This is a genomic window from Paraburkholderia sediminicola, from assembly GCF_046027825.1.
GTDB lineage: Bacteria > Pseudomonadota > Gammaproteobacteria > Burkholderiales > Burkholderiaceae > Paraburkholderia > Paraburkholderia sediminicola_D.
The window spans coordinates 35,951-48,794 of record NZ_JAQQDU010000005.1; the positions used below are offsets into that span (position 1 = coordinate 35,951).

General features: G+C 59.9%; 9 protein-coding genes and 1 tRNA gene. 6 read left to right on the forward strand and 4 right to left on the reverse strand.

The features are described from left to right. Positions 1 to 337 precede the first annotated feature (337 nt). Together PQQ96_RS04085 and PQQ96_RS04090 are read left to right on the forward strand one after the other, a co-directional pair. Positions 338 to 3,049, forward strand: a complete 2,712-nt coding sequence (locus PQQ96_RS04085) for an ATP-binding protein (RefSeq protein WP_408289096.1) — start codon at positions 338 to 340, stop codon at positions 3,047 to 3,049. Next, complete coding sequence (locus tag PQQ96_RS04090) at positions 2,982 to 3,992, forward strand: AraC-like ligand-binding domain-containing protein (protein WP_408289098.1); 1,011 nt, start codon at positions 2,982 to 2,984, stop codon at positions 3,990 to 3,992. Before PQQ96_RS04085 ends, PQQ96_RS04090 begins: the two co-directional genes overlap by 68 nt. A 126-nt stretch (positions 3,993 to 4,118) precedes the next feature. Here the strand turns inward: PQQ96_RS04090 and PQQ96_RS04095 are convergent, their stop codons facing one another. Continuing rightward, entirely contained in the window at positions 4,119 to 5,108 is a 990-nt protein-coding gene (locus tag PQQ96_RS04095; RefSeq protein ID WP_408289101.1) for an AraC-like ligand-binding domain-containing protein, read from the reverse strand. A gap of 615 nt (positions 5,109 to 5,723) precedes the next feature. On the opposite strand from PQQ96_RS04095, the gene PQQ96_RS04100 reads away from it, so the two are divergent. The 3 genes from PQQ96_RS04100 (at position 5,724) to PQQ96_RS04110 (ending at position 9,048) form a co-directional block, all read left to right on the forward strand. Continuing rightward, positions 5,724 to 6,668 carry an AraC-like ligand-binding domain-containing protein gene (locus PQQ96_RS04100; protein WP_408289103.1) on the forward strand — a complete coding sequence of 315 codons (945 nt, stop codon included), beginning with the start codon at positions 5,724 to 5,726 and terminating at the stop codon, positions 6,666 to 6,668. A gap of 278 nt (positions 6,669 to 6,946) precedes the next feature. After that, positions 6,947 to 7,023, forward strand: a tRNA-Asp gene (locus PQQ96_RS04105). Between the two features lie 87 nt (positions 7,024 to 7,110). Continuing rightward, positions 7,111 to 9,048, forward strand: a complete 1,938-nt coding sequence (locus PQQ96_RS04110; RefSeq protein ID WP_408289106.1) for a SurA N-terminal domain-containing protein — start codon at positions 7,111 to 7,113, stop codon at positions 9,046 to 9,048. 135 nt (positions 9,049 to 9,183) lie between these two features. Here PQQ96_RS04110 and PQQ96_RS04115 read toward each other — a convergent pair whose 3' ends face one another. Both PQQ96_RS04115 and PQQ96_RS04120 read right to left on the reverse strand, forming a co-directional pair. Then, complete coding sequence (locus tag PQQ96_RS04115) at positions 9,184 to 9,525, reverse strand: hypothetical protein (protein ID WP_408289109.1); 342 nt, start codon at positions 9,523 to 9,525, stop codon at positions 9,184 to 9,186. A 116-nt stretch (positions 9,526 to 9,641) separates the two neighbouring features. Next, positions 9,642 to 10,346, reverse strand: a complete 705-nt coding sequence (locus PQQ96_RS04120; RefSeq protein WP_408289112.1) for an arylesterase — start codon at positions 10,344 to 10,346, stop codon at positions 9,642 to 9,644. Between PQQ96_RS04120 and PQQ96_RS04125 the strand changes: the two genes are divergently transcribed. Continuing rightward, positions 10,345 to 11,031 carry an ABC transporter ATP-binding protein gene (locus PQQ96_RS04125; RefSeq protein ID WP_408289115.1) on the forward strand — a complete coding sequence of 229 codons (687 nt, stop codon included), beginning with the start codon at positions 10,345 to 10,347 and terminating at the stop codon, positions 11,029 to 11,031. The genes PQQ96_RS04120 and PQQ96_RS04125 overlap by 2 nt on opposite strands. Before the next feature lie 97 nt (positions 11,032 to 11,128). Here the strand turns inward: PQQ96_RS04125 and pgi are convergent, their stop codons facing one another. Further along, a complete protein-coding gene (gene pgi / locus PQQ96_RS04130) occupies positions 11,129 to 12,751 on the reverse strand; it encodes a glucose-6-phosphate isomerase (RefSeq protein WP_408289117.1) in 1,623 nt (540 codons plus the stop codon). Positions 12,752 to 12,844: the final 93 nt, after the last annotated feature.

A 12,844-nucleotide genomic window follows, 5' to 3' on the forward strand; every position in this document is an offset into this window, starting at 1 on the left:
ATACTGCGCGATGAATCCCGGCAGCGCGGAAATTAGAATCCACTTCGAAACAGCCTGACGCCCCTTCCGCCCTCGTTGCTGGGGGGCCGGTACCTCGTTCGGCCGCGCAATGCGTGAACCTCAACAGCCCACGCGCTGTTCCGGTTGAGTCAAGTTTCCATCGAACTCAATACAAGTCAGCGCGGATTCAACTCGTTACGATTCACTCGACCGCCGCAGCACAATCGGTTTGCCTTCCTGCCGCTGGATTGGACGGGCAGCGAACGGATTAGCGTGTCATCCGCCACGTCTTTATTGGCCGCCGCGTATGCATGTGTCTGAACGACAGGAGGCTGCCGTGTTACGCATTGGTGATCTGGAGATCGATTTCGCGTTGCGCGAAGTGCGCCACAACGGGACTCCGTTGCGCGTGGGTTCGCGCGCTTTCGACATCCTGGAGCTTTTGAACAGTGCCAATGGGGCACTGGTGTCGAAAGACGAAATCCTGCGTGTTGTCTGGCCGAGAACCGTGGTGGAAGAGAACAACCTGCAGGTGCAAATTTCTGCATTGAGAAAGGTTTTCGGTGCCAGCAGTCAATTGATTAGAACGGTTCCAGGTCGTGGCTATCGATTATTGCAATGCGCAGACCCGGTCCCTGAGGAGCGCGCGCGCGATATGCCGCCGCCTGTCGCCCTCGTCGCATCCACTAACGACTCGCAGGGCACATCAAACGAAAGCATCGTGGACCTGTTCGGGCGCGATCGGACGCTGGCGGAAGTTCTGGCCGTGTTGGAACGCCGTGAATTGGTGACGCTGGTCGGTACCGGCGGGATCGGCAAGACACGCCTTTCGATCGAGGTAGCCAGAAAAGCCGCCCCCGCGTTTCCCGACGGCGTGGCGGTGATATCGTTTTCAGCGGTAACAGATGAGCGATTTGCGCTCGATGCGGCGGCCACGGGGCTGCGCATGAAAAAATCGAGGGCGCCGCTTTCAATCAGTACGATCGTCGACGCGGTGCATGGTAAGCGGTTGCTCATCGTGCTGGATAACTGCGAACACGTTGTCGGTACGGCGGCGAATCTTGCGTTGATGTTGCGAAATTCCGGCCACACCGTCCTGGCGACGAGCCGCGAGCCGCTACGAATACCTGATGAAATGCTGTATCCGGTTCCATCGCTTGATGTCCCCGAGGCGGGAAGCACAGAAGGCGCCGTGCTGCTGACCGGAGCGGCACAACTCTTCCTTGCGCGGGCAAAGGCAGTCGCGCCCGAATTTACGGCGGACGAGAAGGCCATTCTATTGATAGGTGCTGTGTGTCGCGCGCTCGACGGTATCCCGCTGGCAATCGAACTAGCCGCCGCGAGAGCCGCTGTACTTGGCATTGAGGTGCTTGGCAATCGTCTCAAAGACCGTCTACGGATTCTTACCGGTGGTTGCCGGACTGCGCCGCCACGACATCAGACGATGAGGGCGACGCTGGATTGGAGTTATCGCCTGTTGAGTGATATCGAGCGGTCTGTGTTTCGTCGCCTGGGCGTGTTCGTCGGCGGCTTCACTTTCGATGCTATTAGCTTTCTCATCATGGACCGTTACGTGTCCGTTTGGGAGACGCTCGACGCGTTCTGCGGTTTGGTGAGTAAATCGATGGTCGCCGCTCAACTCGATGGCAATACCCGGCGCTATCATCTTCTCGAAACCACGCGCGACTATGCTTTGCAGCAGCTTGACGACAACGGCGAGCGAAACGCGGCTTCAGCCATGCACGCGAGGTATTTGCTGACGTTATTCGCCGATGCTCCGGTCAGTGGGACCGAACGAACGGATGAGAGAAGGCTGGCGGAGTTTGCCTGCGAGCTTGACAACGTTCGCGCAGCGCTCGAGTGGTCGTTTTCGTCGTCGGGCGATCCGTTGACAGGCGTTGCGCTCGCGTCGGTGAGCGTCCCGTATCTATTCGACCTGCCACTGTTGAATGAATGTTGTAGCCGTGCAAAACAGGCGCTGGCAGTTTATAACCCGGCAATGGATGGTGCAATTCCGCCAGATGCTGTACTCAAACTGCGCACGGCATTGGCCGCTGGACTTGTCTACACGAATGGTCCCGGCCAGGAAGCCCGGCACGCATGGATGAATCTCTATGCCGATGCGGTGTTACAGCGGAATGCCGACTACGAGGCGCGCGCTTTATGGGGCCTGTGGAACGTGCATCAGTGTGGCGGTGAGCCCAAGGCCGCATTGCTCATGGCTCAACGCTTCAGCGACCTGGCGCGCGGACGGGAAGAGGTGACGCGATCTCTGCTTGGCATGGGCATTGAAGGGATTACGCTGCATTACCTCGGCGATCAAGACCAGGCTCGCGCCAGACTCGAGGAGATGCTGGCCGCCTACGATCAATCAGTGCATCGCTGGAGTGCGACTGGGTTCCGCATCGAACACGAACATGGAATCGTGGCGCGCGCGACGCTCTCCCGTGTCCTTTGGGTTCAGGGATCAGTGCAAAGCGCCCTGGAATTGGCTCAGTCGACCCTCCAGGCCGCGATCGATTGCGACAGCGAGACGGTGACGTGCTACGTCCTGGTCGAAGCGACTATTCCGTTGGCGATCCTGTCGGATGACATGGCGCGAGCGCGCGAAGCGATCGCCGGTCTGCGCGAGAGGGCATCCCGGATGTCCTTTCCTATATGGATTGCGGTTTGCGCGTGTTATGAACAATGCGTTGCCGCCACGGCATCGCCGGATCCCGGCCGACTACGGTTCTTTTCGACCGCTATTGAGCGTCTGGCGGAAACGGGCTTTCGCGCGCCGCTGACCTTGCTGTTGTGCCGGTATGGCCAGGCGCTTGCGAAGTGTGGCGACGCGGGGAACGCACTGAAGATTGTGGATCAGGCAATCGAACATGGCAACGTTACCGGCGAGCGTTGGCTTCACCCCGAACTGCGCCGTGTAAGGAAAATGATCCTTTCGTCGCGTGGGAACGCAGCCCTGTCTTGGGAAGCGAAGCGCATTGCCGCACCTCGAACAGAACCATCACCGCTGGAGGAGTCCGTCCATGCATTCGAGATTCGATCTTAACGATCTCCCGGCTTCCGAGCGGTATGAGTACTGGCACGATGTATCTGAAAGCTTGCATGTGCCGGTGTCGGTCGACTGCGAAGAAACGGAGACCTTCACGGCGAAGTGGGACGGACGTCCACTCGGACCACTCCTCGCCGGCTCAGCGTTTCTGAGTGAAGCGCAGCGTGTGTCGCGAACGTCGTATCACATCGGCCGTTCCGCAGCGGACCCCATCGGTATCTGGATGCCTTTAACCGCCGGAATCCATCTGAGACAGGATGGCAAGGAGGCGCTGATCGGACCTGGACAACTCGCTGTTGTAGACCCCACGCGTCCTTATGAAGAGCTGACGCTCAGGAACTGCAATTTCCTGTGGATGCTTCTGCCTCGCGAGGACGTCGTTGCCAGAATCGGCTCGACCGAAAAGGTCACAGGTTTCGCGCACTCCGTGGATCAACCGCACGCGCGCCTCGCGATTGAGTTCATTCGCAGCCTGTCGACCGTATGGGATGAGCTTTCCGGTCCAAAGTCCGAACAGATAGCTGCGCATGTGCTGAGTCTTTTAGGACTCGCGTTTAACGCGCATGCCAAAGCGCCGGCTCTAACGAACGCCGCGGATTCGTCGGAGCTGTTACTGCGGATCAGGCTCTTTATCGACGAGCGCGCGGCGGATCACAGTTTATCTGTAGAGACAGTCGCGGCGGCACTCGGCATTCCGGCGCAAGAAGTGCAGCGGTTGACGACGCAGGCCGGTTCCGGATTTCACGCTTATGTGCAGGAGCGCAGGCTGGCGCGATGCTTTCGTATGCTGTCAGATCCGCGTTTCGCCGCTCACAGCGTACATGACATCAGCACGATGGGTGGCTGGCTGCATATTGGCTGCTTTCGCAAAGCATTTGAAGCAGCGTACGGCATATCCCCCGACGACGTCCGACGGCGAAAGGGTTCAACCAATGGGTGAGATCCAGCGCTCTCTGTCGCGGCGGGACGCGCCCTGATGCAGCAGTGACCGCCGAGGCGCGCGAGGCGTGGACCAGGCTGAACGTGAGCCAGGGCGCGACAACGGCGGACGATCTCCCGAGGGATATTACTGCGCTAACACTTGTTCATCGCCTCTCGGGCTTGCGGATGGTTCATCTGGCCGGACGAATCCGGCTAGTGCCGCTGAACGATAGTCCCGCGGTGACACGCCATATATTGCCTTGAACGCGCGGCTAAAGTGTGCGCCATTGACAAAGCCGTACCGCGCGGCGATGTCGGCTATGACGAGTTGGGCCAGCCTGGGATCGGCCAGATGTCGCTTGCAGCGTGCGAGTCGTTGCTCCAGGACATAGCGCTGGTAGTGCAAATTGCCTTCCGAAAGAAGTCCGCTCAGATACCGGGTCGATAAGCCCATTTGTGTTGCAATTCCTGCCAGGCTCAGTTCACCATTCGTCAGGTTCTGCTCGATCAGTGCTTTCGCCTGCTGGAATTGCGCTGTGCGGTGTGCCGTTCCATGCGTGGGCACCTTGTCCATTCGTTCCCATAGCGCCATCGTCACCAGATCCGCTGCAATGGCGCCCGCCTGTTCTGCTTCGAATCCTTCCATCGAACTACTGATCGATATCAGACTGCGCATCATGTCCGCTGCGAGTCGAGCGTACGGAAGATCGTAGTCCAGAGGCGTCGCTGTAATCTTCGCAGTGTCGCCGATCTTACCGGCGATAGCCGCGCGTGGGATGAGCATGTAGGTGAAGGTCAGGCCTTCGAGAATGTGTTCCTCGTACACTCGCGTCGGGTCGGTGATATAGAACTGGCCGGGGCGAACCACCGCGTGATTGTTGTCCTGACACACCGCAATGGCACCTGAGAGCGGCATGATCAGTTTGATGCGATCGTCCTGCGAGCGCGCGATGTGTTCCATCTTTCTGCTGACTCGTTGCTCGGCGAGGAAACAGGTGCCGATGTCGACCGGCCCCAGCGAGTCGCCCTTGACCCATGCATTGAATCGTTCGGGCGTATCGCACTGAAGACCAATCGGAATATAGAACGATTCCACGACGTCACGGAAATAGCCGAACCGCTTTGCAACCGGCATGTTGTCGAGACTGAAGGTCGAGGCCATGTAGGATCACCTTTGACAATGGCGTTTGTGAGGCGAGAAAGACCGCATTTGACAACTTGTCGTACATGGAGCGATAAAGCGAAGCGTCCAGCTATTTGCGCAGTCACGTCCATCCTGTTTTTCCCGGTGGCGGTCAGAACGAACGGCGCAACCCATTGCTAGCGAGCGTTCGCGGACAGGTCCGCGCAGCCCGCAGAATACGCACGGGTTCAGTTTCCTTCAGATCGTGCGTGAATGCGCATCGTGCTGACAGATTGCTTTCGATCTGCATGACCGGCACCTCGCGAGGGATGACGTTCTCAGAGATGGAGGGCGTCCCGCGCTGGTACGACATGGATTTTGCGCAGTTCCTGTTGAGCGTTCGGTTGAGCCGTTGCGCACAGGTGCTGGCCGATGTGGGCTCCAGCGGCTACAGTGCAATGGAGATTGCAAGTAGGTAGGGTCTGGCGGGTACCGGGCAGTTTTGCGTGGCGTTTGCCGCGGCCGATGGGGAGGCGCCGAACGCGCACCGATCAATGGGTCAGGCGCCGGGTCGCCAGCCATGACGGCCGGCGGTGAGCCACATGAGGAGACGTGATGGGCGCAAGCATGAATCTCGACGAAATTCCCGCCAATCGACGCTTCAGTTACTGGAGGGACATGGCTGAGGAACTCTATGTTCCGGTTAGCCTCGAGTGCAGCTCGCCCGAGACGTTTCGCTTTGAGTTGGACCGTCGCTTTGTGGGCGATACCGCGGCCGGTACCTCGTTGATGACGCCGCTGCGTGTTAGCAGGACACGTCAGCATATAGCCCGCTCCGAAAACGACGCATTCAAAGTAGTCATGCCCTTGTCGGGTGCGATCTCGGTCAGCCAGGAAGGTAATGAAGCGCAGGTGCGCGCCGGCCAATTCTACGTTGTCGACCCGGCAAGACCCTATAAGGAATCAATCACCGAAGACCTCACCTTCATCTGGTTGCATGTGCCGCGCGCGTCGTTCGCGGCACGGATTGGACGAATTGAAGCGGTTACGGGTATCGCCCTTGGCAACGAGAGTCCTTACGCTCGACTTTCAATGGACTATCTGCTGAGTTTGTCGAAGGTCTGGGACGATATTGCGGCCGATGCCGGCGTTCACGCCAATACAGTGGCGCTGGATCTTTTGACCATGGCGCTTTCGGAGCGGGCGCAGCAGGTGCGTCTCCACACCAGCGTACATCGCAGCGCTCAGTTCCAGCGAGCAAAGTCGTTTATCGATGAACATCTTGCAGACCCATCGCTAACGCTTGCCGGCGTCGCGGCAGCACTGGGTGCCTCCACGCAGAACGTGCGGGAACTCCTGGCGGAGTGCGGCGTGTCCTATCGACGATATGTGCTCGAACAGCGGCTTGCGCGCTGCGCGAAGGACCTTGCTGATCCACGCATGGCACACCGGACCGTTACGGATATCGGGTACGCGTGGGCATTTTTCGACTCCGCACATTTCAGCAAGGCCTTCAAAGCGGCGTATGGCATGTCACCGCGCGACTATCGCTCGATTGCTTACCGGCTTTGAGCCCGGCGATATATCGGCACACGGTCGGGCTGCGGCGGTATGGTCGTGAAGGCGTTGCTATTCCTTCCTAACTGTTGGGCAACGCGGTGGCACTTTGGACATGTTGCAGTCATGCGGCGGTTTCAGGTAGAATACTTTGCTGTTGTATCTGCTGGATCGAATTGTGTGGAAGCCTTGTCTCATAAGGCTTCGCTGGGTGTTTTCGAACCCCTCAGTACCCACCAGTTTCAGATTCGGCTTAGTGGTTCTGTTTAGCACCAGAAGTTAGTGCAGTATAAGGAGTGGTAGTTCAGTCGGTTAGAATACCGGCCTGTCACGCCGGGGGTCGCGGGTTCGAGTCCCGTCCACTCCGCCAGTATCCTCGAAAGGCGAACTCCGGTTCGCCTTTTTTATTGCCCGCTGTTGTAAGATCGGGCGTTCTGTTTTTGGCACTCGTTCACGCATGCTCGATTTTTTCCGCAATCACAAACGCCTGATGATGTTCATGCTCATCCTCGTCATTGTGCCGGGGTTGGGTTTTGTGGGTATTCAAGGTTTCCGCGGCTTCTTTGACGAAAGTGCAAACGTCGCCAGCGTCAACGGCCACAAGATCACGCGCGCAGAGTACGACGACGCAATGCGTCAGCAGCTCGACCGCGCCCGTCAAATGCTCGGCGCGCAGTTCGACATGAAGTCGTTCGACACGCCGGAGCGCCGTCGCGAAATGCTCGACGGTCTGATCGAGCAGCGCGTGCTGGCCGACGAAACACAGCGCCTGCATCTGACCGCATCTGACGATGCGGTACGCCGCGTACTGCTGAACGATCCGGTGATCTCGTCGCTGAAGAATCCTGATGGTTCGATCGACGTCGACCGTTACAAGCAGTTGCTCGCGATGCAGGGCATGACGCCCGATCAGTACGACGAACGTGTGCGTTACAGCCTCGCCACGCAGCAGTTGCCTGGCAGCATTCAAGGCAGTGCCTTCACGTCGAAGACCCTCGCACAGCATCTGACCGAGCTTGCCGAACAGCAGCGCGAAGTGCAGGGTATCGCATTCCATCCGCGTGACTACGCCGCGAAGGTGCAGCCTACGGATGCGCAATTGCAAGCGTATTACGATGCGCATCGCAACGACTTCGCCACGCCGGCCACGGCAACGATCCAGTACCTCGTGTTGTCGCCGGCAACCTTGTCTGCTGCCGTTCAGCCGAGCGACGCCGACCTGAAAAAGTACTACGACGACAACATCGCGCATTACCGCACGGACGGTCAGGTGCGGGCGAGCCACATCCTGATCTCCGCGCCGAAAGATGCCAGCGCGGCTGACAAGGCCAAGGCGAAGCAGAAGGCCGAAGAGGTGCTCGCACAGGTCAAGGCGCATCCGGACCAGTTCGCGCAGATCGCGCAGCAGGATTCGCAGGATCCGGGTTCGGCGTCGAAGGGCGGCGACCTGGGTTACTTCGGGCGCGGCATGATCGCAGGCGGCCAGGCGTTTGACGACGCCGTGTTCGGTCTCAAGAAAGACGAAGTCAGCGGTATCGTGCAGACCGACTTCGGTTATCACATCGTCAAGGTGACGGACGTGAAGCCGGCAGTCACCAAGCCGTTCGACGAAGTGAAAGATCAGATCGCGAAAGACCTGAAGACGCAACTGGCGAGCAAGGCATTCAGCGACGATTCGGAAGGCTTCACGTCGATCGTCTACGAGAAGGCGAAGAGCCTGCAGCCTGCAGCCGACAAGTACAAGCTGCAACTGCAAACGGCCACGGTAACGCCACAGCCGGATCCGAAGCTGCCGCCTGACAGCCCGCTGAACAACGCGAAGTTCCTGGCTGCCGTGTTCGCAAATGATGCGGTCACTGCGCGCAACAACACGCAAGCAATCGACGTTGGCAGCAACACGCTGATCGCGGCGCGCGTGACCGATTACAAGGCAGCAGCCGTGCCGGCGCTCGACGCCGTCAAGGATGCAGTGCGTCAGAAAGTGATCGCGGTTCAGTCTAACGAGGCCGCTCACAAGGATGGCATCGCGAAGCTGGCGGAGTTCGACAAGTCGAAGGCCACAACGGGCTTCTCGTCGCCGCTGAAGGTTTCGCGCAATGACGCGCAAGGCATCCCGCCGGTTGCATTGAGTGCAATCTACAAAGCGGACGCGCAAAAACTACCTGCTTACGTCGGTGTGGATCTCGGCGATGACGGTTATGCGATCTACCGTGTGAACGCGGTCGTTGCGGGTGCGCCGATCGATCCGCAGCGTTTGGCTGCTGCGCAGCAGCAGATTGCGCAAGTCGACGCGCAATCCGAGGCGGAAGCGTACGTCGAAGCGCTGCGTGCCCGTTCGAAGGTGAAGTTCTACGGTTCGCTCGACAGCAGCAATGCGCAGGCGAACGGCGACTAAGCGCCGGCGCCAGCGCGTAAGCAACTAAAGCGCGCAGCATAAAAAAGCCCCGCAGGTTTGCGGGGCTTTTTCATTTGACGAGTGCAAGCGCGTCAAGCGGTTTGCTTAAGGGCGGCTTCTTATGCCGTCAGCCGCTTAGAGGCAGGCGCTGATCGAACTCGTGGCATCGCTGCCGGCTGCGCCATTGGCGCGGAAGCCGACCCACGAGCCCGGGCCCGTGTAGGACGGCCGTACGACCGCGGCTGCGCCATTAGGCGGCTGTTGACCCGGCACATAGACATCCATTGCCTGATCGTTGGCCAGGGTGTCCTGCGATACCACTTGCTGTTGCGAGCCATCGGCCCACTTTTGCGCGATGCACGTAGCGACAGCCTTTGGCGGCTGCTGGCTTTGACCCACGGATTGGACGCCAGCGGGTGGTTGAGCGGCGCATGCAGAAATTGCCACGGTCAAAGCGATTAACGGTAAATATTTCACGTTATCTCCTCAAAAGTCGCTCAGAATCGAGCCGGGTGGCGCGGGATTACGAAAGTGTCAGAGCGACCTCATCGATCCGCGCTCCCAATTACCGGACACAAGTTGTTAGCGCGTTTTCAGCGCGGCGAACTTGTGCGAAGGAGTGGCTTGACAGCCGGCCACACGTTGTTGAGTAGCACTGGCTGTGCCTGCTGTGTGGGATGGATCTGGTCGGCCTGAAACATATCGGGTTTGTCGGCGATGCCGGCGAGCAGGAAGGGCACCAACGGCACGCGCAATTGCTTGGAGAGTTCGCCGTACAGGCCGTGGAACTTTTGCGTGTACTCGGGGCCGTAATTGGGTGGCACATACATGCCAACCAGTACGACCTTCGCGTGGCCTTGTTGAGCCTGCTCGATGATCGTGCGCAGATTGTCCTCGGTTGTTGCGAGCGGCACGCCGCGCAACGCATCGTTGGCGCCGAGCTCGACGATCACGATACTCGGCTTGAGGCGCTGCAGGAGCGCCGGCAAGCGGGCCCGCCCGCCACTTGTGGTGTCGCCGCTGATGCTCGCATTGGCGACGCTATAATCGATTCGCTCGTCGGTAAGGCGCTGGCGCAGCAAGGCTACCCAGCCGGTGTCACGGGGCAAGCCATACTCGGCCGAGATGCTGTCGCCGAGTACGACGATTACCGGTCTGGCCTGTTCGGGCGTGTTGGCCGCATGGGCTGGGAAGGGCAACGAAAACAGGGTTGCGGCCAGCACGGCCGAGCCGAATACCGTAGTCGGCACCGCCGCGCGCGGCGCCACGGTGCGCACTTTCAACCTACGCTTCACCATGCTAAACAAAACTGATCCAGTCATTGAAGTGCGGGGTTTGTGCAAGAAGGTTAAGGATGCAACGGGTGAACTGACGATTCTCGAGGACATCGATCTTGCTATCGATGCCGGCAGCAGTGTGGCGATCGTCGGCGCATCCGGGTCCGGCAAGTCTACGCTGCTCGGCTTGCTCGCAGGATTGGACAGCGCGAGCTCGGGCTCGGTTCGGTTGCTCGGCCGCGAACTCACCGAGCTGAGCGAAGATGAGCGCGCCGCGTTGCGCAGCGGCTCGGTCGGTTTCGTGTTCCAGTCGTTTCAACTGATGCCGCATCTGACAGCGCTCGAGAACGTCACCTTGCCGCTCGAACTGCAGGGCGGCATCGGTACGCGCGAGGCCGCGGCGCGCGCGCGAGGATTGCTGGAGCAGGTGGGCCTCGACAAGCGTACGGGGCACTATCCGAAGCTGCTGTCGGGCGGCGAACAGCAGCGGGTTGCGCTCGCGCGCGCGTTTGTTACGCATCCGGCGATCCTGTTTGCCGACGAGCCGACTGGCAGTCTCGATGCAGCAACCGGTCACGCCGTGATCGATTTGATGTTCGAGATGAACCGCGCGAACGGCGCCACGCTGATCCTCGTTACGCATGACATCGAGCTGGCGCGCCGCTGCGATACGACGGTGACGATCGAGGCGGGGCGTCTGGCCTGAAAACGCGCTGCGCGCTGTTTAACCCGTCGATCATCATCGAGCCCAAAAAAAAGCGGACCGCAAAGGCCCGCTTTTTCATTCCAGCTTCGTCAACGCTTTACCGCTTCAAGGCAGCGCGCGCCCGTGCGATCAACGCCGACGTCGACGAGTCATGCTTCTTCTCATCGACGCTTGCTGCCGTCAGATCCGCCTCAACGACCTTGCCGAGAATCTTGCCCAACTCGACGCCCCACTGATCGAAAGGATTGATGTCCCACACCGACGCCTGCACCAGCACCTTGTGCTCATACAGCGCGATCAAGGCGCCGAGCGAACGCGCGGTGAGTGCATCGACCAGCAGCGTGCTCGTCGGACGGTTGCCCGGAAACACCAGATGCGGCGCCAGTTCCGGCTTGTCAGCCCCGGCGACCTTCTTCGCTTCGTCCAGCGTGCGGCCCAGCATCAGCGCTTCGCTTTGCGCGAAGCAGTTCGCCAGCAGCTTCGGATGATGGCTGACAAGCGGATGCTCCGGCGTCAACACGGCGATGAAGTCGATCGGCACGATGGTCGGACCCTGGTGCAGCATCTGGAAGAACGCATGCTGACCGTTCGTGCCCGGTTCGCCCCAGGTCACAGCCGCAGTCGGATAGTCGACCATCACGCCATCCAGGCGCGCCGATTTGCCGTTGCTCTCCATCTCGAGCTGTTGCAGGTACGACGGCAGGAAATGCAGCGCTTCCGAATACGGTGCGACCAGATAGCTTTGCGAGCCGAAGAAGTTGCGATACCAGATGCCGATCATGCCGAGCAGCACCGGCAGATTCTTCTCAAGCGGGGCGTCGCGAAAATGCTGGTCCATCTCGTTGGCGCCGGCCAGCAGTTCATCGAACTGCTGCGGGCCGATCGCGATCATGATCGACAGACCCACTGCCGACCACAACGAATAACGCCCGCCGACCCAGTCCCACATCTCGAACACGTTTTCTTTCGCGATGCCGAATTTGACCACCTCAGCCGGGTTCGCTGACACGCCGACGAAGTGCTTCGCCAGCGCGCTTTCCGGACAGCCTTTCTCGATGAACCAGTCGCGCAGCGAGCGCGCATTGGTCATCGTTTCGAGTGTCGTGAAGGTCTTGGAGACGATGATCGCGAGCGTCTCCTCGGGATCGATCATCTGCATCACGTTATACAGATCCGCGCCGTCCACGTTCGACACGAAGTGCGTGGTGATCTCCGGCGTGGCCAGATGATGCAGCGCGTGCACGACCATCTTCGGCCCGAGGTCCGAACCGCCGATGCCGATGTTCACGACATAGCGAATCCGCTTGCCGGTGTAGCCGGTCCACGCACCGCTGCGCACCTGGTCGGCGAACGCGGCCATCTTGGCGCGTTCGGCCAGGATTTGTGCATGGAACGGTGCGTTGGGATCGATGGCGCGCAGCGCGGTGTGCAATGCGGCGCGGCCTTCTGTCGGGTTGACGATCTCGCCCGCGAACATCGCGTCGCGGCGTTTCTCGACGCCGGCTTCGCGCGCGAGTTGCACCAGCAGTTTCAGGGTTTCGTCGGTGATGCGGTTCTTCGAAAAATCGGCCGCGAGACCGCCGCCCGCGAACGCAAAGCGCTCAGCACGGGTAGGGGCGGGATCGTTCTCGGGGGCGAACCAGTCGCGCATGTGCGCATCGCGAATCTTCTCGTAATGCGTTTGCAGCGAGGACCAGGAGGGGAGCGAGTTCTGCGTCATAGCGTCCGTCTAACGAAGGGGCACGAAGAAAGGCGCGCGCGTGAAGCGCTGCCGAGGATGATGCAACGATGCTGTTAGAGCGATGCCGCGCGG

Excerpts from the sequence above, each read along its gene's own strand:
- PQQ96_RS04100 (WP_408289103.1), top strand. The coding sequence starts at position 5,724 with ATGAATCTCGACGAAATTCCCGCCAATCGACGCTTCAGTTACTGGAGG.
- PQQ96_RS04095 (WP_408289101.1), bottom strand. The coding sequence starts at position 5,108 with ATGCCGGTTGCAAAGCGGTTCGGCTATTTCCGTGACGTCGTGGAATCG.
- PQQ96_RS04110 (WP_408289106.1), top strand. The coding sequence starts at position 7,111 with ATGCTCGATTTTTTCCGCAATCACAAACGCCTGATGATGTTCATGCTC.
- PQQ96_RS04125 (WP_408289115.1), top strand. The coding sequence starts at position 10,345 with ATGCTAAACAAAACTGATCCAGTCATTGAAGTGCGGGGTTTGTGCAAG.
- pgi (WP_408289117.1), bottom strand. The coding sequence starts at position 12,751 with ATGACGCAGAACTCGCTCCCCTCCTGGTCCTCGCTGCAAACGCATTAC.
- PQQ96_RS04120 (WP_408289112.1), bottom strand. The coding sequence starts at position 10,346 with ATGGTGAAGCGTAGGTTGAAAGTGCGCACCGTGGCGCCGCGCGCGGCG.